Below are 20,862 nucleotides of genomic sequence, written 5' to 3'. Positions count from 1 at the left end.
TTTGCAGACAATTGCTTGTCGTGTTAGGCATAGGAATATCACCGTAAAAAGCTGTCGCGTAGCCAGTTGTGTGCAGATGGTGTAAAAGTCTGTATCAATGGTGTTTTCGCGGCATATCATCAAAACGAGTTTGCTTGTACCATGCAAATATATCGAGAACTGCTGGAATACTAAGTGAATAAATTCGATATGCCACCGAGCCAAATTGGGCTGTATAACAAAAGAAAAACACAAGCTTGGATATTTTTACTCATTTGGCCTTGGTTCAATATCTTGCTGCTGTCGTGTGTACTACTTGCCCTTGATGCCTTCACACCGCACTTATTTGCACAGGCCACATTCAAGGTTTGGAGCGGGTTTTGCGCAGGTTATCTTTTATTTAATATCTTAGAACCTGTTTTAGCGCGGCTGTTTACTGTAAATCTGCGCCATAATGTTTGGCTATTTAGACCGTTTTTCATCATTGTATTCTATGCGCTGATTGGCCCTATTGTGAACTTGCCCATCAACAGCGCTGCTGCCCCTCAAGTGACTTTTTTACCTATTGTCATTATGTTACTTGAAACCTTGGTTTACATTGCGGTGATGCTCATGTTTAAACAGCAAACTTATCACTTTCAGTCTCAGCTACAGACACAAAAAGCAGAACTACAGATACTGAAAATGCAATCTAACCCGCATTTTTTGTTTAATACTCTGAACCTCATTGCCAGCGAAGTAACACATCACCCACAAAAAGCCAAAGCGCTAATTTACGATTTGAGTGATCTATTGCGAGAAGCCATGCAGCAGGCCAAACAGCAATTTATTCCCCTTGAACAAGAGCTAAAACTGGCTGAGTTGTATCTAGCTTTGCAGCAAAAACGCTTTGCCGATAGGCTTACCTTTGATATTGATTGCCACAACGAGTTGGAACAACTGCTTGTCCCCTCTTTACTTTTGTTGCCGATTGTCGAAAACGCGGTGAAATATGGCATTGCGCCCTACGCTAAGGCGGGCCACATCAGTATCATTATTGAAAAAAAGCACTCAAACCTACAGATTGAAGTGCAAGATACCGGCGCTCAATTTGATGACAGCCAAGTTGCACAAGGTGAAGGGCTGCGCATCACAACTGAAACCCTCAAATTACACTATCAAGGCCAAGCCACATTTGCGTTACAATCCAGTCATGAAGGCACCAGTGCGTTTATTCAAATACCAGCATTACATTGAGCAACTATGAATACAAAAACCGTGATCCTTGTCGACGACGAGCCCGCTGCAAGACAAAATTTAAAGGATGTGATAGAGGGTTTTGATGACCTCACAATTATTGGCGAAGCCTCAGATGGTAAATCGGCCATAGCGCAAATCATGATTAAACGCCCTGATATCGTCTTTCTGGATATTGAAATGCCTGAATTAAATGGCTTTGATGTTGCCAAAGCGACCCAAGAAATAAACTATCAGCTGATTTTTATGACCGCATACGAACACTATGCCCTTAAAGCCTTTGATACCAAGGCCATTGACTATTTAGTCAAACCTGCAAGGCCTGAGCTCATCATAAGAAGTATCAATAAAATGCTTAATCAACATGCACACTATCAGGCACATATATCCACAGAACGCCTTATCCTCAGCGATCATGCTGAGCAAAAAATCATTGAATTTAACCATATCAATTATATTGAAAGCATTGGCCGCTATCGTCGAGTGCATTTAACTCAATCGGGTAAACACATACACAACACAGAGACCATCATCTCAGAAAAAACCCTAGATGGGTTTGAGGCAAAACTACCAGACTCGCAATTTTATCGACTACACCGAAGTTACATCATCAATGCCACACGGCTCGTAGAACTTAAATATCAAGCGCGCAAACATTTCGTTCGACTTGCAGGCACAGATGAAGACATTCCGGTTTCACGGGGTTTTGTCAGCACATTAAAAGCCCGTATCGCACACCATGACTGACAAGTTAAATTAAAAACGAGGTTTATCGACTTTGCCCAATCGCTGACACCAATATCTGACTACCTGGTAACCAACTATGCATGATAGACAGCACCTGCCCTTTTGCTGTTTGTACCTTATACACACCGGACATCACGTTCTGTTCAAACTCCAGTTCCTGCGGACCATACTGGGTAACCACTCCTTTGTTATAAAAACTAATTTTATTATTTTTTATAACAAAATGTGCGTTGTAGTACTTTAAGCATTTTATGTTCATAAACACAGTAAATACGAGATACGAGTAAAAAAGTGCCTTAAGTGCTTCAGTAAAGGTAAGCTTAAGATCACTCAAGTTCCCCATATACAAAGCGGTGGCGAGTAAAATAGAGATAATGCACAGTGCACTCAAATGCAAAACTTTAAACCAACCTGGTGTATCTATCTTAATCTCATCATTTAGCATCTGCACAGCTCTCCCATATTTATTACTTTGAATGACAACCATCCAATTAACGTAATAAACAACCATACAGTTGCATAATTCACAATAGAAACCTTTATTATGAGAAGAGCTTTAACTTTGAATATCTTATATTTTTATTGATAATCATAGATATAAATTCAAAACTACCAATTTAAACGATTCGATTTAAATGCAAACGAGTGTAAACAAAAATAAAGTTAACCTACACTAATAGCGAAGGCACTCCTTTGCTGACCTTATTAATAAAGATATGTGGCTCGTACTTAGCGAATAACGATTTACTAATTCATAGAATTACATTATGCAATACCCTCATTTCTCAACATCTCATTCAGCTGTGATGTGTGGAATTCTTTACTCAAAAATAGAGCATATTTACTTCACTATTGATACTTACCCCCCTAAATTTTTTATAAATACTTTTATAAAGTGCTAATTTAAAAGGGCTTTTGTTAAGTTTTGGTTGCAAATAAGAGTATCAGCTGATAATTTACGACAATCGATTAAGGAGGAGGTACAAGGGTGTGGTGGTGAGTAGCACAAGAAGGATCAAGACAGAAAACTTTAGAGCGTATGTCCAACGCTCAATGCGGCAGCTGCGCAAAGAAAGAAAATGGACACAAGAACAATTAGGGAAAAAGCTCGGTGTAGACCAAGCATCAATTAGTAACTATGAGTCTGGCAAAACTGATATGACATGCACTCAACTGTTTGAGCTATTTCTCATATTTGGTAAGGATTTGAGTGGAGTATTCGAATTTAAATCTTCAACAGTTACTAGTAGACAACAAGAAAAGGAGTAACCAAAATCATGTATGAAATTTATTCACTGGTAGATCATGGACAATTAGCTTTTGTAGCCCTAGGTCTCCTACTTAGTTGGAAATCAGCTTCAGCACGATGGTTTATAATTTCATATGCCGTAGTAATAATATTTAATCTAGCTTCTTACCCTATAAGCTCACAATGGAACACTCATTACTATCTTTTTCAAGCGGGCGTAAATGTTGTATTTATGTTACCAATAGTTTATCGTAGGAATTTAGCATTATATATCTATGAAAAAACCAACATAGACTTTTACAAGCAAGTGCATGATAAGCAAATACTTTCCTCTCAAGAATGTATGATTGCTCTCGTATTTATATTAGCTATACTTGTTAATTTAGTCACTTGGTGTGAAGTAATGGCTTATAAGTATTCCTATATTAGTAATGCTTACTTTAAGTTGCATTTTAGAGACAATATTGTTTTATGTGTTCAACTGGTATTGTGCACATGTTTGTTATCTTATGCACGAAAAGCTGAATCAAGAGAACTAGGAACTGAAGAAGCTAATTCATAATTACGTTGGCATAATCATTTAGGGAAAACGTGTTGCTTAAAGTTGAGAAAGTCATCTTTTAAAACTGCATGACTAGCTTGAAAATTATAAAAGCTAAAAGTTTTGAATTTAAATAAATGACTATCAAATAAGGATGCAAAAGAATGAAGATCTTAACTAAAAAACACTCGAAAGAAGTTATCGGAGGTAACTCTCGATCTCCAGATTTGCCTCAGACACAGACTGTTTCTTTTCCTTCAAACACTGAGGTAAGCTCTATAGATAATAGTTTTTCAACCACACAATTAAAAAATTAGGTCTAGGTTAAATAATGAGGCTTTGTATATAAAAACCAGTTATAAATTTTTAAGCGAGTTTATATAAAATAGTTATTTTCCATCAAGAAATATAAAATATTTAATATTTCTTGACTCTTTAATAAAATACAAACCAACTTGATTTTATAATAAAAACCATTGATAAAGCATTTGATACATCAAAACATATTTAATAACTAAACCATAACAAAGATACAGGCTTCGCTTTGTGCCTTCTTTTTATTATACGCACTAAAAGCAAAATAGAGGGAATTAAACTATGAAAAAACTAAACATTAACACATTAAAGTATATTTATGGAGGAGTCAATCCTCGTTCACCTGACTTACCGGAAAGAAAGCAACAATTAGAATTATTAAGTAGCTAATATTTCGGCTATAAAAATAATATATATTAATAAACGTTTATAAATAAATGAAAGGATTTAAGATCGATGAAAGAGCTTAATAAAAAACTCTGTAAAAATATTTTCGCCGGAAACTCTCGTTCACCTAAGGGACCTGGCCGCCCCGCATCAATTCTAAAAGAAATCTTGAAACGAAAGTAATAATATAATAATTACATCTGAAGGTGCACCTTTAAGGCACCTTCAAAGATGAAAGTATACATATGAAGCTTACCAAAATTGATATCCCTACTGATAATAACCAACAATCCATTGTCAGCATTTATATCAAATCCAAATAACCTCAGGGGAGGTTCATGAAAAATCGTTTGCTATTTAACATTTGTACAAGATAACTCTCGCTCCTAATGACCTTTAATGGCTTTGCACGTAAGGCTTTTTTAGATATGTGTCTTTTCTCAATAAATTTAGCGTTATATGCCTTATACCAGAGAATGCATCTGCGAAGCGTCATCCACCTCCCTTTATCGTTACAACTAACAACCAAAGAAAGCCACTCTCTACGCACCCAGTGCACTAATAAAGTAATTTAATGATGAAAATGTTAAGCCTTAAAGCATTATAACTTATCTATAAAGGAGTTAATTTGAACTCTCGTAGAACTCCGCCTAGAGCACAAGCAATTGAGCTGTCCGACGCAAAACAATGCAAATATTCACAGAAACAAGTCTAAGCAGTAGCTTTCTCTTAAAGAGTAAGCCACCACAGATGTGCTTACTCTTATGAATATTCACATATTTCATATACATATAAAACTCTTCTGACGAACTCGACACACCTAACCGCCTAAGCAATAAAGCGCTATTCGCCCCCGTAATTTACACCTTATAATTTAAATTCTGCTTTTTTCCCTGTGCCAATCAGCTGCTGTTTTGGTTGCACTAAACTGGTATAAACTCGGCCAAGCGACTTAGGCAGTACCAAAGAGACTGCACTTAATTGCTTATGGGGTGATACGCAGCCAAGTCTGAAATAAGCGCGGCTGTGATGCCCTTTGTGAAGTTGAGTAAGCTGTGCTGGAAATTGATTCAGCTGACAGCTCAGTAATGCACCATTGGCCTGTACTTTTGTATGTGTAAGTACAAGTTCCTTTAGCTGTTTACGCTTTACTTGCTCTGTTTGCCCAGCTTGCAATACCAACTCTGTATCTCCAAGCAACCACGCCTCATTATTATGTAATAAATTCAGCCAATGACTAAAGTCAGTATTGACGAACACATCGATTTGACCGCTTCGTACCGTTATCGTTGCGGTGGTTTATTTCAGTGCATGTGCTTGAGCTATGGCACTTGTGCACAACATCACAGTATAAATAGTAAAAGATAAAAAGTGCTTCAAAAGGTTCATCGGCAGTATGTCCCAGTTTGAATAGCACCATTATTAGAAATCGCTTTCATTTCAAATTCATAACAATTTTCTTTGTCTTTACTGGGTGAGTAAGTGACATAATAATTCTCACCTTGATAGTCATAACGCATGCTTCGCTTACCATCGGCATCTACAGTGTGCGTCAAGTTTTGAACATCCCCCGCAGGCGGTCTCAGATCGGCGCGATCTGCCCCACCACTCAATGGCGCAACGCGTGGTAAATCACGAGTGTCCACTTCACCCACTAAGCACTGAAACACATAAGGTGGCGCAGTCGATAAATGATATCGATAGCCAAACGTGTCATCAGCAATGCCATTACACAGCTCTAAATCTCCTTGCGAGATAGCGCTGCCATCTGGGTTGTTAAAACCATAGAGCGGATAACCATCATATCCCCAACCGATAATGGTATCGTCGTTGAGCGTCTCCATCGCATCCATCATGCACGTAGGTGCAGCGTGATAGTGGTAATCATCTCCTCTACCCGCATGGCCACCGCAATTATCTAGTTGCCCAAGGGCAACCGTATCGACACTTGAGTCGTAATTAAACAAATCGAGCTCACCCGCAGCAGAATAGTCATAAATGGGCACCCCATTTATTGCCACACCGAGCGCAGCATCTACTGTTGTGGGGCTAGCCGCAGGTTGCGACTCCAGTTTAATTGGCGCGGCATAACCAACCGCAGGGACAGGGATCTGTTCATTGGTCGCCTTTATACCGTTCATCAAGTCATGACTTGGGTAAGTATCCGAGGTGATATAGGCGTAACTATCATCACAGGTTACAACAACGTCACTTTCCGAAGACATTGCCACTGATTGGCGAATGAGTTCACAACGTGTGAGTTCTGTTTGCACATCACCGCTGAGCGTGTATTTGAAATCTAGCGTGGCACTGAGTTCCCCGTCGGTATAGCTTATTTGCTGAGTATATACGCCTGCTGCTTGCTCAGAGGTATCAATAGATTGCGGTGTAAAAGTCAGGCTTTCACCGTTACTATCACTGCAAGATAAATAACTACTGACAAGCAAGCTTGACTGAGATAAAGACACTTTCGGCAGGCTGCTTTGAATGCAGCTCGGTGCTTGGTTTGTGATTTGATATAACAACGCCACTTGCGTTTGCCCACCTTGGCCATCGGAGATGGTAATGGTTTGAGTATACGCTCCGGATTCAACCCCATCACTTTGAATTGTACTTGGCTCATAGCTCAGTGTATCGCCATCCGCATCGCTGCATTGCAATGAATCACTGACTGCAACAGCATCGCTGCCTCGTGGTATATCAATCGAATTGGCGGTGCATTGTGGTGCTGCGTTTTCAGTCGAATTAGTTGGTGTTGATGTATTATCCGCACTGCTCCCACCGCCGCAACTACTCAATGATAAAAATAACAGGGTTATACTGCTTAATTGAAATGCCGACATTGCCATTGTGTGCCCTTTTTTATAATAAACCCCCAAAACACATGGAATTTTTTATTCAGGTTATACAAAATAACCCGACAACACTATTGCAAATTCAACAAGTAATCAAAAAGCACATAACCCTAAGCTGATCATGTGGCAAAAAGCATTCAAAAACCCTGCATAATGTACGTATTTTTTATCACTTCTCATCTCATCCGAACAGTAAAAAATACGATGGCATAGGTGCTTAATTAGCTTAAAACCCAACCTATACTCCAAGACAGAGACATGGTAAACATGACTGCCCACGAAACTTGTCTTAGCACCATTTTAGTTGCAAAGCGCCACTGCATTTCCCGAATAATGGTGAGCAACGATACAATACAAGGCAACATCACCCCCGCCAAATACACGGCACATAACAATTGAACGTCTGTGATTTCAGCGATTTTTAGCCCTTGTGTACTACTATCAATCAACCCAATCGCCAAACCATCTTTACGAATGGCGCCCAAGATCACCGCAATAGCTGCGCCCTCAGGTAAATTCACCACACTCATCAATGGTGCTATCACGCCAATTAAAGCATCGAAAAAGCCAAGCCACGCTAAAAAACCAGCCGCTAAACAGATCCCCACAAAAAGCGGAAATGCCGTCATAAAAAAGGACTTAAGCACATCGGTCATTTCATTGAATGCAAAACGCCAATTAGGCGGTTGTAAGAACCCCCGATTAAGTAAGTTATGAGAGGCAGCCGCTTTTCGCTGCGCAGTAGAGGTTGTCGCAATCAAATAAATACAAGTTGTAACGGCCAAAATAATCAAATATGGCAAGGTTAAATAGGGCTTACCCGCAGCGGAGAACACCGCAACAGTGGCGGGCAATTGATATGAGCAAGCAGAGCCAAACGATATCGCCGATACACAGCTGCCACGAGTGCAGCAAGAACAATTACGAGTTTGAATTATCGCAGGTACATTGCAGCCAAATCCCATGATCACACGCACCAAGTCACGACCACTTAATCCGAGTTTGTGCATAACTGGGTCTAAACGATAAGACAATCTATCTATGAGCCCTGTGGTTTTATACAAAGAGATAATAATCGAAAAAATAACCACCGTTGGCAATGCGTACAAGATTAAAAACGGCAACATAGACACCAAGCCATAATCACCCACCAGCATATGATTAAAGGGCTCAGGCAAATGAGAGAGCTTTGATTTAATTAAGTCGACCGGCTGCTCAATCGTTGGATACAGCCAATCGGCAAATGTATTTGCATTGGTCACGGCCAACCAAGCGGGCAGCACCAATAATAAAAAAGATAAGAGCGGGGCAAGTCCTGTTTTTTCGAAAAACAATAACTTGGGCTGTACTGACCAATTGGCTGACAACTTCGGCGCACTTTTTGGAAAACGAGATGGACGCGCTAACGCCTGCTCTATTTCTATAAGTTGCGCATCTGAAATATGGCGGTTATCAACTGTCACCCAAGCCAAATTAGTGCTTTCTCGAAGTCTCGCCAGCTCCTCCTGAACGCCTACCTTGTCTTTTACCAAATCCCAATAAGTTAAGATAACAATACCTGTTTGGCCTTTCGCCAAATGCCACAGGTCAGATAAGTCACTTTTTAAATCAGACGCCTTTAGCGTCAAAATAATATGCTCACTGGTTTTTAATCGGCTCAAGACTTGAGAGGTCACAACACTATCCATACTGGTTTGTATGCCAGGCGTGTCTGTGATTGTTTGGCCATTCCAAGTGTACTCTTTACAAAATAAAGAACTGCCTTGAAAGTTGCTTTTACCTGACTTTTTACCTATCAAGTTTTCCGTGAACGCAGTTTTACCCACGCTCTCTTTGCCAATCAACAACCAATTATTTTTTTGCTTTTGCTCTGGGTAAAAAGTCTGTACATCAATAAACTGCGTCATTAGCAGAAGCACTCCTGCTGCTTGCAACAGTCCATATCCTCAAGCACCATACCCGCTTGGCGGTAATGCTTCATCACTGACATATCAAGCTCTAGCTCTGAACCAATGACTCTACATGGCGCAGCAAAACGGCCTCTAAACTTATAGATAAAACAAAGCAGAGTTGGGTCATGGTAAAGTCTCGGCCCTGCTAAGAATAAATTTCTGCGTTTAGTGGACTCATCAAATGCACTGACCCACGGGTAACCGTTATCTTGGTAGACAAACAAATCAGACACAGGTCCAAGGTCCATCTCAAAGCCAGTGCAATTAATCGGTGGAAATGGCGTACGCACCTCGTTGCCATCAGTAGATTGCACAACATACTCATTGCCTTCTTTGTACACTGAGCTGACTTCAAACTCGCCATCAAAATCAATGTCTTTATTGTCTGCAATCGACTTCATGCGCTCCATAGTATATGGAGATAAAACTTGACTGGGATCATAGGTATCGGCCTCATTGGGCTTGCAATCGAGCAGCGTGACTTTATTTGCTGATTTTGCCAAATTAAACGTGGCATCTACACCGCTCTCATAGCCGCCAATGACCACATAATGGCCTTGTTCTAATGATTGCCAATCACGGATATGGGTATTGTGCTGACAGAGCTCTGCACCACTAAACGCATTCATACTGGGTGATTGAAACTCGCCTCCTGCCCATATTAAAAATTTGCATTGGATCTCAGAGTCGCTCGTCTGCAAATAAAACCCGTCATTTGGCCCTATCGATGATACTTCAAGTAGCTCAGTTTGTGTCTTGACTGGGATTTTGTAATGGTTAACCACCATATTTAAATACTTTGCATACTCTTTGCCGCTCAGATGTTCTTTACCCGCATTAAAAGCCGGTGAAGTATCTGGGGTGATGGCGTTTAAGTCTGTTTGGTGATAGCCATTACAAGGAAAGGAAGGGGTAATAAAGCGCATGCTTTCTGGCCATCTTAAAAAGCTCTCCCCCACTTCGCCTCGCTCAAGCACAATGAGTTCTTCATCTTCAATGCCCATTTGCTTTAATAAAGCTGCACACCCGAGTCCTGCAGGGCCTGCGCCAACGATTACGACTTCCGTTTTGATCATGTGAGGTTCACCTATCTCGTTAAAACTTAAATTTGATACGATATAACACATCAATATACACAAATGTAAATGAGAATTCATTGCATTTATGGATTAATCTTGCTGGTCGTACCCTTAAACATAAAAGCCTGTAGCAATTCCAATGGTGAAATCACCAAAATATGTTATAACATAACAAATAAGTAAAAATAGTGGTATATCAATTATGACCTCCGCACTTGAAGAAAAAATTATTAATGCGCCTGAATCAGACTATATGAATGACGAGCAATTGGCATTTTTTAAAGACCTACTCATTGAGTTACACGACACAACCAGAGCACGAATAAAAGAAGCCAAAGAGGAAATGCTCAACCAGCCAGATTTGCCTGACTTTAACGATAGAGCCTCTTGGGAAGAGCAATGTGAACTCCTTATGCGCATTGTAGATAGAGAGCAAAAATTACTGCCTAAGATTCAACTTTCTCTTGAGCGTATTCGTTTAGGCACCTATGGATATTGCCTCGAAACTGGCGAACCTATTGGGGTCCAACGACTGATGGCAAGACCGACCGCAGAATACTGCATTGACGTCAAAGCATGCCAAGAAATGAAGGAGCATTTAATCCGATCTTGATTGACACACTCATCCAACTATCCAACTATCCAACTATCCAAGTAACAATAAGGTAGCAAGTTATGTTACAAACACCGTCAAAATTACCTGTTACAGTACTTTCCGGCTTTCTTGGTGCGGGAAAAACCACCCTATTAAACCACATACTCAATAACCGAGATGGGCTGAAAATTGCGGTTATTGTGAATGATATGAGCGAAATTAACATCGACGCCGCCACCGTTAAAAATGAAATCGGCGTCAATCGTGCAGAAGAAAAACTCGTCGAAATGAGTAATGGCTGTATCTGCTGCACCCTACGAGAAGATTTACTCGAAGAAATCACCCAACTCGCCAAAGAAGGTAAGTACGACTACCTCGTTATTGAATCCACCGGCATATCAGAGCCACTTCCAGTAGCTGAAACCTTCACATTTACCGATGAAAATGGCCAAAGCTTATCAAATGTCGCTACATTAGATACCATGGTCACCGTTGTCGACGCCCTTAACTTTTTAAAAGACTACGGCCAAGCACAGTATTTACAAGATGTTGGGGAAAGCTTAGGTGAAGATGACCATCGCAATGTCGCCGACTTATTAGTCGACCAAATCGAGTTTGCAGATGTGATTGTTATCAGTAAGACCGACCTTGTTACTGAGACAGAGCTGCGCCGTTTACAGAGCATTTTAAGTACGCTTAATACCGAAGCCTTACAAATACCTGTATTAAACGGCCAAGTGCCGCTCAAACAGATCCTTGCTACAGGAAAGTTCAGTTTTGAAAAAGCCCAGCTGGCTCCGGGCTGGTTAAAAGAGCTCCGTGGTGAGCATGTGCCGGAAACGGAAGAGTTTGGTATCAGCAGTTTTGTATATGCCGCACGCAAGCCTTTTCACCCGCAACGATTTTATGATTTTTTACACAGTAAAGACAAAAAAGGTAAACTCATACGCTCCAAAGGCTTCTTTTGGCTTGCATCACGCCCTCAGTTTGCAGGTAGTTGGAATCAAGCTGGCGGTATGGCCCAATATGGCGTCGCTGGCCTTTTTTGGAAAGCCGTTCCCCAAGAGCAGTGGCCAACAGACCCTGAATACATTGATGCGATACAAGATATGTGGGAAGAACCCTATGGGGACATGCGTCAAGAGTTGGTGTTTATCGGCCAAAAGCTCGATAAACAAGCGATTATCGATGCACTGAATGACTGCCTGTTAAGCGAGGAAGAAATGGCACTTGGTATGCAGCTTTGGAGCACGCTACCTGATCCATTCCCAGAGTGGGAAACAAGATAGACGTAGAATTAACGAGGCAGCCCTACTCAAAACGCTGCCTCAATTTTACCTTATCAGCCTATCAAAGCTCAGCCTCTAACACTGCAAGTGCACGCTTTTCCGCTTCGTCGACGACACCGTCAGCCTCGATAACTTTAATGACAAGCTCTTTAACAAATTTACGCATTGGCTCGTCAACAATGTGATGCATCCTGTGCTGAATAAAGGACTCAATGTCATTTTGCTTCACAGCTAAAATCGATTTACTCATGCTATCTTCAAAATAGTCTTCTAACGCTATTGTCGAATTCCACTGCAGCTGATTAGCCCACTCATAGACAACCTGCCTTTCGCTATCGTCTATTTTCCCGTCGACACCAATAAATAATAAAGCAAGGTCTAATAATGATTCTTTCTGCAATTGGTCAATGCAGATCCCTGTATCAAAATGACTTAATAGTTGCTCAAATTTCATTATTTCTCCTTACGAATTGATAAGTTACATTCGCTGAATTAGCAATATTACATTTGCTCTTTTACAAACATAACCTACTTATATACGTCTATCAAAGCAATTTAGAACAAATCAGATAAATTGTATTGTTATTGGGACAGATAAGTTTATACAATACTCGCAATAATGAATACACAATAAAAATCAACAATAAAGACAACAAAACATTGCTCTTATAGAGTAAGTTATAAGTCATGGAAATTAATATGCTCAGAAAAATCCAAGGGATTTTACTTCTCACTTCCATAACAACTCCATTCGTCAGTTATGCAATAGACAAGCAGCCACCAAGTCAAAAATCACTTCAAAAACTCTTACCAATACAAACCGCAGAGGTCACACCACGTATTGTAGGAGGAGAAGAGGCTATTCCTCATTCGTATCCATTCATGGGAGGCCTTCAACTAAATGGCTCGCATTGGTGCGGTCTGTCATTTATCGGTGATAACAAGGTACTGACTGCATCACATTGTGTAGACAGTCACCCTGCTAATGAATTTACGGTTATATTTGAGGGGCATGATTTATCAGACCCGACTCAATGGCAAACTTATCAAGTAACTCACATTATGATGCACGAACAATATGGAGTCGGACATCATTATAATAATGATATTGCGGTATTAGAGCTTGATCGTAACGTTGAAAATATCGAACCAATTAAGATTGCAAACCAAGAACTTAGAGATAGCCTTATCGCAGGTGATTCACTAAAAGTAATGGGGTGGGGTCGATTAAGTTCAGAGGGCGACTCAACTGAAAAGCTAAGAGAGGTGGATGTTCCATATGTTCCGAACGAAATATGTAACGATGTAAATCACTATAATGGCTCTATTACAGACACCATGATGTGTGCTGGCTTGAATGAAGGTGGTAAAGATTCGTGTCAAGGTGATAGCGGCGGGCCCCTTGTTATACAGAATAATGGTGAATGGGTTCAAGTAGGTGTTGTCAGTTGGGGAGATGGTTGTGCGCTACCCAATAAACCAGGGGTTTATGCGGATGTTGCCCCATTCCTACTGTGGACGTATGTTAATGCTTTTGATTTTGGATTTGATAAGCTATTACCAAATAACTACATCCCAGCTCAGTCTTCGGCAACAATCACGGGCTCATTTAAAAACACATTAAATGAACCCGTAAATATATCAAGACTTGAGCTTATCACTGCATCTTCTGTTGACCCAAGCGTTGAACTAATAGAGCAAAATTGTGACGCATCTACACTTGCTCCCAAACAAGAGTGCACATTTACAATACAAACCTATGATGACTATCAATATGGCCAGTACAATATTACTGCCAATGTTGAACAACCTTTTCAAACTGATATCTCTAATCAATCAACGTTCCGTAAAGTCTCCGGTTTTTCTGAGGATATCAATGAATATTTAGCCACTTCAGAGAATATTATTTGGACTACCGGTGGTGACCAAAAGTGGTATATTGGTGAGCTTGATTCAGGAAAAAAAGCCCTGTTTAGTGGTGATATCACGGATCAAACCGAAGACAACACTCTAAAGCAAGCTGAGCAGAAATCATACTTACTCATTCAGATTGAGAAAGAACCAGACATTAGTGCAATCAAATTCGACTACTTGTTATCAAGTGAACAAGATTATGACTTTGTCTACATAACTCATAATGATGAGAGGTTGCTTTTTGATAGTGGTACAAACAACGAACCAATTAATGTAGAAGTCACTCTTAAAGACGGGCTCAATCAAATCCTAATCGAGTACCATAAAGATTTTAGTGTATCAGTTGGCACTGACAACGTTTCGATCCAGAATTTCACTACCATATTTGCAAATAAAGCCCCAACGGCAATCGTCACTCAGTCTGAGTTAGACATACGAAGCGAGTTAGAGTTTGTAATGGATGCTAATCAGTCATCAGACGCAGATGGTGATAACGTTACCTATCAATGGATAGATATAAGCAACCCAGAATCTATACTAGGTACAGACGCGAGTATCACTCTAACGGCAGAAAAAGTGTCCGTAGACACGACAAAAACTTACCAAGTCATAGTAACTGATGAATTTGAAGCAACAGATACCGCGCTTGTCACCGTCAACATCCTAGCAAACCAAGTCCCCATTATTGAGTTTAAGGAAACAACTATTGATGTCAGGAGTGAATTAGAGTTTGTCCTTGATGCAAGCGCCACAATTGACCCAGAGAAGGATGCGCTAACCTATACTTGGTTTAAGCTTGAGGCAGGATATGAAACCATTGGCGACAGCCCTATGTTGCAGATCAAAGCTGACAAAGTGCTTGAAGACACAACTATTACGTATCAGCTAACTGTAAGCGACATTTTCGGGGCTGAAACGACTGAACAGGTCACAGTAAACATCGCCAAGAATAATGCACCAGAATTCACTCTAGAAAACGAAACCCAAAGTGTCTCTATTGGCGAAGAAGTAGTGGTGACTGCAACAGCCAATGACCCTGATGGCGATGAACTCACTTACGCTTGGTCTCAAACTTCAGGTTCAGATGCCACATTATCTGATAATAGCAGTGAACTAAAATTTACGGCACCATCTGTTACTCAAGATGAAACTCTCACCTTTACATTGACTGTGACAGACTCATTTGGCCTGTCCCACTCTCAAGAAATAAGCGTTAATGTAAAAGCACCAGTAGCTCCTCCACCAAAAGTAAACAAAACCGACGAAGATGGCGGCTCATTTGGCTCATTTAGCTTGATATTAATCGCACTTATTGCTGGATTCAGAAGGTTCACCTCTAGATAAACTGTAAATGCCTCCAAAAATACTTCTGGAGGCATTATTAATTTTAATAATTGAATAAAGTCAGTTTCAAGTAAATTTCGTATTAAAAATAATGACTAGCAATCAATTTAATACATTTTGAAAAGCTCGCTTAATTATTTTAATAAGTAAAAAAAGGAAATAGGATGTTCAAAAATTACCTGCGCGTTATGATCCTCACAACTATAACTTTACCTGTAGTTGGACAAAGTGCAGAGAAAAACCAACCCCTTACAAAAACAAAGATAACAACCCCTCCACCATCATATTACGACATGTCGCCACGTATCGTTGGTGGAGAAGAATCAACGCCGTTTTCCTACCCATTTATTGGTAGTCTGCAGAGAAACGGTCGTCACTGGTGCGGCGTCTCATTTATTGGTGACAATAAAGCGCTTACTGCTGCTCACTGTGTAGACGACGGTGCTGTATCAGAATACCAAGTCAAATTTGAAGGACATGACTTAAGCAATGAAACTCAGTGGCAAACTTATCAAGTTACACGCATCATCTCACATGAGCAATATGACTATTCCTTTTGGAATAACAACGATATTGCTGTTCTAGAGCTGGACCGTCCAGTTGAGAATATTACTCCAATCCAGCTTGCAGACCATAACGTAAAGAGTGAACTCAATGATGGAGATACTTTAAAAGTCATAGGCTGGGGACGCTTGGGGCTTGGCGGCGAGTCACCCGAAAAGCTTCAAGAGGTAGATCTTCAATATGTACCCAATGATATCTGTAATGATATAGACCATCACAATGGTAGTATTTCAGACACTATGATGTGTACTGGTGTCCCTGAAGGTGATAAAAGCCCTTGTCATGGCGATAGTGGAGGACCGCTTATGGTTGATCGTAATGGTAAGTGGGTACAAGTTGGTGTAGTCAGCTGGGGAGTGGGATGTGGTGCGCCAAACAGACCTGGCGTATTTGCTGACGTCTCTTCTCTGTTACTATGGACCCATATCAATGCATTTGACTTTGGTTTTGGTCCTATCTCTCAGCAGCAACAGCTCTATATAAATGATAGCTCATCAGAGACTATATTTACCCCTTTCAAAAACACCCTGCAATCACCACTCTTTTTATCTAATGTTACACTTACTGAATCACCCGACTCGCTAAATAATACACCAGAAAACGTTTCAATTGTGCGCCAAGACTGTGCTAATACGACACTGGATGCAAAGCAACAATGCGACATTGCTATTCAAATACAAGACCATAAACAGTATGGTAATTATAATATAGATGTCGAAGTCGGTAATTCAGATAGCAGCACACAAACTATATCAGGTAATTTTAACTACTATAAAACTTCTAAGTTTGATGAAAATATCAATGAACACCTTGCATCATCAGAAAGCATTCAATGGATAACTGGTGGTGATGCAAAGTGGTATACTGGTACTACTGATGACAATATTAATGCCTTGTTCAGCGGTGATATCAACGACAGTGAACAAACGTTCGTCGTCGCCAAATTAAATAACCAACGTATTAGTGAGTTCAACTTCGATTATCTTCTCTCGAGCGAGTCATGTTGTGACCATATTACCGTTTTTCACAATGGCAAGCAGCTTACATTAGATAGCTATAATGACGAAACCTTCAGAAATATTAGTATCACATTAACTGAAGAGCAAAACGAAATTGCAATTCATTATACTAAGGATTTATCAGTCTCCAGCGGCACAGATAATATTACTATAAAAAATATCACCACAACTTTTATAAACTCTGAACCTACGGCTATAGTCGAAAATACAAAAATTAAAGTACGTAGTGAGCTTGATTTTACTTTAGATGCGAGCCTGTCATTTGATAAAAATGGTGATGAACTAGCATATCAGTGGATAGATTTAGCAAAGCCTGAAGAAGTCATTTCAACGAGTGCACTTGTTTCATTAACAGCAGATAAAGTAGACAGCGATACGATTAAAACTTACCAAGTTACAGTGAGAGATGAATATGATGCAATATCAACAGCACAAGTAACGGTAAATACTATCGCAAACCAGGTGCCAATTATTGAACTTGCGCAAGATACAATCCATGTTAGAAGTGAAATGGAGCTCACACTAGATGCAAGCGCATCGGTAGACCCAGAATCAGACGCACTAACTTTCTCATGGGTCAAACTTGCTAATCAAGATGTTGTCGTCGGCGATGAAAGTGTCACCATAGTCAAAGCAGACAAAGTAACTCAAGATTCAACAGTGATCTATCAACTGACAGTGACAGATAGTTTCGGAGCAAGTTCAAGTGCACAAGTTAACGCCATTATCGCTAAGAACAACGCTCCTCAAGTGAGCATTGTGAGCGAGGCACAAAATGTATCCGCTGGTGAAAAAGTGCTAATTACATCAATAGCTTCTGACCTTGAAGGAGATGAGTTAACATATACTTGGACACAAACAGCAGGCAAGGAAGTAACACTACCTGAAAATACTGATCAGCTTAGTTTTACTGCTCCAGAAGTAACTAAAGATGAAACCTTAACATTTGTCCTGACGGTAAAAGACGCTTTTGGTTTATCTCATTCACAAGAGGTAAGCATTACTGTGAAAGCGCCAGTTGTGCAAGAAAGCTCAGCTGAACCAGTTAAAATTGAGGCTGAGAAAAGCAGTGGTTCACTGGGCTCGTTTAGCTTATTAATGATAGCTTTGATCACGGTAATTAGAAGAGTGACCGCTAAAAAAGCGCTATAAAAGACTAAGCCCCAAAGCCTTCAATTCAATTTTGAAGGCTTTTCTACCTGTTATTCCAGAAGCCACATTTAACCTCACTTGCCTAAAAAATACCATTCAAACTGCTAAACCAGCTTTAATGGAATGAAAATATTTTATATTAAGAAAGATAAAAATAAACAATTTAATTTTTATTACCTTTAAAATTACTCTCATACCTAATTTTGTCCACAATTAAATCAACCCAAACAAGGCAATACCTATACTCTAACGAATTAACATATACCAACAAAGGATGTAGTAACATGCTCGATAAGATGAAAGGATTACTTCTTCTCGTAACAGTAATATTGGTACCCATTGGCCAAGCAAAGGAAATATCAAAATCAGCCGCGCAACTTCCAATTAGTTATAAATTTAACAACGCCATAACCCCTTACATTATAGGAGGTCAGGAAACACAGCCCTTTGCATATCCATTCATGGGAAGTTTGCAAGAAGATGGTGAGCATAAATGTGGTGTGTCATTTATCGGGGAAAATAGAGTACTTACAGCGGCTCATTGCATAGACTCTGCGTACTACGTATTTGATACTTACATAGACAGTCTGCAAGTTAAGTTTGAGGGTCATGACCTCAAGGAAGACTCACAATGGACAACATATCAAGTGACACAAATTGTAACACATGATCATTATGACTGGGCATATGCCGATTCAACCAATGCCGACAAGAGTTATGATATTGCAATTTTAGAGCTAGATAGGCCCGTTGAAAATATAAAGCCAATTAAGTTAGCAGATATGCAAATCAGGGAAAGCCTTACATCCAGTGATACCCTAAGAACAATGGGATGGGGAAAAATCGATGATGGCACCAAAGCGCATAAACTAAGAGAAGTCGATCTACAGTATGTGCCAAACGTGCTTTGTAAAAAATTTGAGTATTATGATAAATCGGTCACTGACTTAATGATGTGTGCGGGCGCGATTAATACAAATGAAAGTACTTGTAATGGCGACAGTGGCGGGCCACTCATCGTCAAACGAGACAACGAATGGATACAAGTAGGTATCGTAAATTTTGGCATCGCTTGCGGTAAAAATGGTCACCCCACAGTGTTTGCGGATATAGGTACTCTCTCCGGATGGCTGTTTGGTAAAAACTTAGAATTTGGCTTTAAAAATAAAACCCACAATGCCTTTGTTACTCGTAATTCACCCACATTAATAACTGGCGAATTTAAAAATACACTTGAATTCCCTATTACTATCTCACAAATTGCAATTTCTCAAGAGCCAATTCACTTCTACTTTGACCCCAATCCTTATGGAATTGAGCTAAAGCAGCAAAACTGCGAAGGCTTGACGCTTGCCCCCAAGCAAGAATGTCAATTTACAGTACTTGTTCCTGAAGAATATGAACTAGGTCATTACAAACTTGATGCCAACATTACAGCCCCCATCATAACTGCATATTCGCAAACGTTAAATTTTTACAAGACTGACGAAATCACTGAAAACGTCAACCAACACTTATCAACACCATCAAGTACGAAATGGTATTCTGGAGGCAACACAAAATGGGCTCTCACAAAAACTGATAAAGGTGAACATGTACTTATCAGCAGTGATAAGACCGATGTTCAAAGTCAAAATAGTTCACAACTAGGATATCTCACCATCGAAATAGATGACATACATATCAGTGCGCTGAGCTTTGATTACCTTAATACAGGTGATACAGCTGTGGATTATTTAGAAGTTTATCACAATGGTAAATTACTTCGTCGTGATCGTGGACAGCAAGAAGTTGGTAAAAATGTGCATCTTGAACTCAATAAGGGACAAAATCAGATCACCGTTTTATTTTATAACAGCTCCGTTGAGCTTGCCAGCAATGTCATCCTTTACAACGTAAAAACCATATTTACTAACCAAGCGCCCATCGCTTCGGTGAAGCTAAATAATATTGAGGTACGTAGTGAACTTGACTTCACACTTGATGCCAGTCCATCCCAAGACGCAGATGAAGACGCATTAACATATCAATGGGTAGACATTCATAACTCTGAACAGGTTATCAGCGAAGAAAGTATCATCCTGCTCAAAGCCCCAAAAGTGACGACTAATACCCTCAAAACGTATCTAGTCACTGTGAAAGATGAGTTCGACGCAACTTCTTCAGCCCAAGTAAATGTTAATGTTACTGCAAATAATGCACCTAATGTTGCATTGTCTAGTGACAAACATACAGTCAATGTTGGCGAGGAAGTCTTGATCACATCAGTGTTCAGTGACCCAGATAATGACTCCTTAACTTTAACATGGACACAGACATCCGGCACACAAGTTGGCTTGCCAGAAGAGGCTGAACAAATTAAATTCACAGCCCCTTCTGTTACGCAAAATGAAAGATTAACGTTTACATTATCCGCCACAGATCAATTTGAGTTATCAAGTGCGGCTTCAATCGATATTTTAGTTAACGCTCCTTTGGACACAGAGGCTTCAAGACCGGCACCTTCAACACCTCAAAATGAGGCAACAAACAGCGGGTCATTTTGGCTCTTGCATTTTTTTGCACTGCTAATGTTGGCTGCTTTACGCCATTCTCGGAATTAATATTCTTTTTATAGAAAAAGAGCCTGTACTTTTATCAGGCTT

Annotated in this window: 15 protein-coding genes; 9 read left to right on the top strand and 6 right to left on the bottom strand. The window is 40.0% G+C overall.

Annotated elements, in window-relative coordinates; genetic code table 11:
* The first annotated feature begins 174 nt into the window (after window positions 1–174).
* Together N477_RS12210 and N477_RS12205 are read left to right on the top strand one after the other, a co-directional pair.
* Entirely contained in the window at window positions 175–1,215 is a 1,041-nt protein-coding gene (locus tag N477_RS12210) for a sensor histidine kinase (protein WP_063362124.1), read from the top strand.
* 6 nt (window positions 1,216–1,221) lie between these two features.
* The gene (locus N477_RS12205) at window positions 1,222–1,962 is read left to right on the top strand and encodes a LytR/AlgR family response regulator transcription factor (protein ID WP_081216474.1); all 741 of its coding nucleotides are present in this window, start codon (window positions 1,222–1,224) and stop codon (window positions 1,960–1,962) included.
* A gap of 22 nt (window positions 1,963–1,984) precedes the next feature.
* On the opposite strand, the gene N477_RS12200 is transcribed toward N477_RS12205, so the two are convergent.
* On the bottom strand, window positions 1,985–2,413 hold the full coding sequence (locus N477_RS12200) for a hypothetical protein (RefSeq protein WP_155731877.1): 429 nt from the start codon (window positions 2,411–2,413) through the stop codon (window positions 1,985–1,987).
* Between the two features lie 545 nt (window positions 2,414–2,958).
* Between N477_RS12200 and N477_RS12195 the strand changes: the two genes are divergently transcribed.
* Complete coding sequence (locus N477_RS12195; RefSeq protein ID WP_231098108.1) at window positions 2,959–3,231, top strand: helix-turn-helix transcriptional regulator; 273 nt, start codon at window positions 2,959–2,961, stop codon at window positions 3,229–3,231.
* An 8-nt stretch (window positions 3,232–3,239) separates the two neighbouring features.
* Window positions 3,240–3,773 carry a hypothetical protein gene (locus N477_RS12190; RefSeq protein WP_063362126.1) on the top strand — a complete coding sequence of 178 codons (534 nt, stop codon included), beginning with the start codon at window positions 3,240–3,242 and terminating at the stop codon, window positions 3,771–3,773.
* 1,548 nt (window positions 3,774–5,321) lie between these two features.
* Here N477_RS12190 and N477_RS12185 read toward each other — a convergent pair.
* The 4 genes from N477_RS12185 to N477_RS12170 all read right to left on the bottom strand — a co-directional run bounded on the left by N477_RS12185 (window position 5,322) and on the right by N477_RS12170 (window position 10,337).
* On the bottom strand, window positions 5,322–5,714 hold the full coding sequence (locus N477_RS12185; protein WP_063362127.1) for a hypothetical protein: 393 nt from the start codon (window positions 5,712–5,714) through the stop codon (window positions 5,322–5,324).
* Between the two features lie 125 nt (window positions 5,715–5,839).
* Entirely contained in the window at window positions 5,840–7,303 is a 1,464-nt protein-coding gene (locus N477_RS12180) for a YHYH protein (RefSeq protein WP_196760612.1), read from the bottom strand.
* Window positions 7,304–7,530: 227 nt separating this feature from the next.
* A complete protein-coding gene (locus N477_RS12175; RefSeq protein WP_063362128.1) occupies window positions 7,531–9,216 on the bottom strand; it encodes a nucleoside recognition domain-containing protein in 1,686 nt (561 codons plus the stop codon).
* A complete protein-coding gene (locus N477_RS12170) occupies window positions 9,216–10,337 on the bottom strand; it encodes an NAD(P)/FAD-dependent oxidoreductase (RefSeq protein WP_063362129.1) in 1,122 nt (373 codons plus the stop codon). The genes N477_RS12175 and N477_RS12170 overlap by 1 nt, the downstream gene beginning before the upstream one ends.
* A gap of 205 nt (window positions 10,338–10,542) precedes the next feature.
* Here N477_RS12170 and N477_RS12165 point away from each other — a divergent pair, with 205 nt between their 5' ends.
* Window positions 10,543–10,953 carry a TraR/DksA family transcriptional regulator gene (locus N477_RS12165; RefSeq protein ID WP_063362130.1) on the top strand — a complete coding sequence of 137 codons (411 nt, stop codon included), beginning with the start codon at window positions 10,543–10,545 and terminating at the stop codon, window positions 10,951–10,953.
* A gap of 62 nt (window positions 10,954–11,015) precedes the next feature.
* Window positions 11,016–12,224, top strand: a complete 1,209-nt coding sequence (gene zigA, locus N477_RS12160; protein WP_063362131.1) for a zinc metallochaperone GTPase ZigA — start codon at window positions 11,016–11,018, stop codon at window positions 12,222–12,224.
* Between the two features lie 61 nt (window positions 12,225–12,285).
* On the opposite strand, the gene N477_RS12155 is transcribed toward zigA, so the two are convergent.
* Entirely contained in the window at window positions 12,286–12,678 is a 393-nt protein-coding gene (locus N477_RS12155) for a TerB family tellurite resistance protein (protein ID WP_063362132.1), read from the bottom strand.
* A 245-nt stretch (window positions 12,679–12,923) separates the two neighbouring features.
* Between N477_RS12155 and N477_RS12150 the strand changes: the two genes are divergently transcribed.
* The 3 genes from N477_RS12150 to N477_RS12140 all read left to right on the top strand — a co-directional run bounded on the left by N477_RS12150 (window position 12,924) and on the right by N477_RS12140 (window position 20,820).
* Entirely contained in the window at window positions 12,924–15,482 is a 2,559-nt protein-coding gene (locus N477_RS12150; RefSeq protein WP_063362133.1) for a serine protease, read from the top strand.
* A 164-nt stretch (window positions 15,483–15,646) separates the two neighbouring features.
* A complete protein-coding gene (locus tag N477_RS12145; RefSeq protein WP_063362134.1) occupies window positions 15,647–18,217 on the top strand; it encodes a serine protease in 2,571 nt (856 codons plus the stop codon).
* Window positions 18,218–18,501: 284 nt separating this feature from the next.
* On the top strand, window positions 18,502–20,820 hold the full coding sequence (locus N477_RS12140) for a serine protease (RefSeq protein ID WP_063362135.1): 2,319 nt from the start codon (window positions 18,502–18,504) through the stop codon (window positions 20,818–20,820).
* Window positions 20,821–20,862: the final 42 nt, after the last annotated feature.

The sequence above is a fragment of the Pseudoalteromonas luteoviolacea H33-S genome (assembly GCF_001625695.1).
Lineage (GTDB): Bacteria > Pseudomonadota > Gammaproteobacteria > Enterobacterales > Alteromonadaceae > Pseudoalteromonas > Pseudoalteromonas luteoviolacea_B.
Note: the sequence above shows the minus strand (reverse complement) of the source record. Positions and strands in the feature narration are given on the sequence as shown.

What these genes read in the sequence shown, in the direction of transcription:
- N477_RS12205 (WP_081216474.1), top strand. Translation starts at nt 1,222, where the DNA reads ATGAATACAAAAACCGTGATCCTTGTCGACGACGAGCCCGCTGCAAGA.
- N477_RS12190 (WP_063362126.1), top strand. Translation starts at nt 3,240, where the DNA reads ATGTATGAAATTTATTCACTGGTAGATCATGGACAATTAGCTTTTGTA.
- N477_RS12180 (WP_196760612.1), bottom strand. Translation starts at nt 7,303, where the DNA reads ATGGCAATGTCGGCATTTCAATTAAGCAGTATAACCCTGTTATTTTTA.
- N477_RS12175 (WP_063362128.1), bottom strand. Translation starts at nt 9,216, where the DNA reads ATGACGCAGTTTATTGATGTACAGACTTTTTACCCAGAGCAAAAGCAA.
- N477_RS12170 (WP_063362129.1), bottom strand. Translation starts at nt 10,337, where the DNA reads ATGATCAAAACGGAAGTCGTAATCGTTGGCGCAGGCCCTGCAGGACTC.
- N477_RS12165 (WP_063362130.1), top strand. Translation starts at nt 10,543, where the DNA reads ATGACCTCCGCACTTGAAGAAAAAATTATTAATGCGCCTGAATCAGAC.
- zigA (WP_063362131.1), top strand. Translation starts at nt 11,016, where the DNA reads ATGTTACAAACACCGTCAAAATTACCTGTTACAGTACTTTCCGGCTTT.
- N477_RS12155 (WP_063362132.1), bottom strand. Translation starts at nt 12,678, where the DNA reads ATGAAATTTGAGCAACTATTAAGTCATTTTGATACAGGGATCTGCATT.
- N477_RS12150 (WP_063362133.1), top strand. Translation starts at nt 12,924, where the DNA reads ATGCTCAGAAAAATCCAAGGGATTTTACTTCTCACTTCCATAACAACT.
- N477_RS12145 (WP_063362134.1), top strand. Translation starts at nt 15,647, where the DNA reads ATGTTCAAAAATTACCTGCGCGTTATGATCCTCACAACTATAACTTTA.
- N477_RS12140 (WP_063362135.1), top strand. Translation starts at nt 18,502, where the DNA reads ATGCTCGATAAGATGAAAGGATTACTTCTTCTCGTAACAGTAATATTG.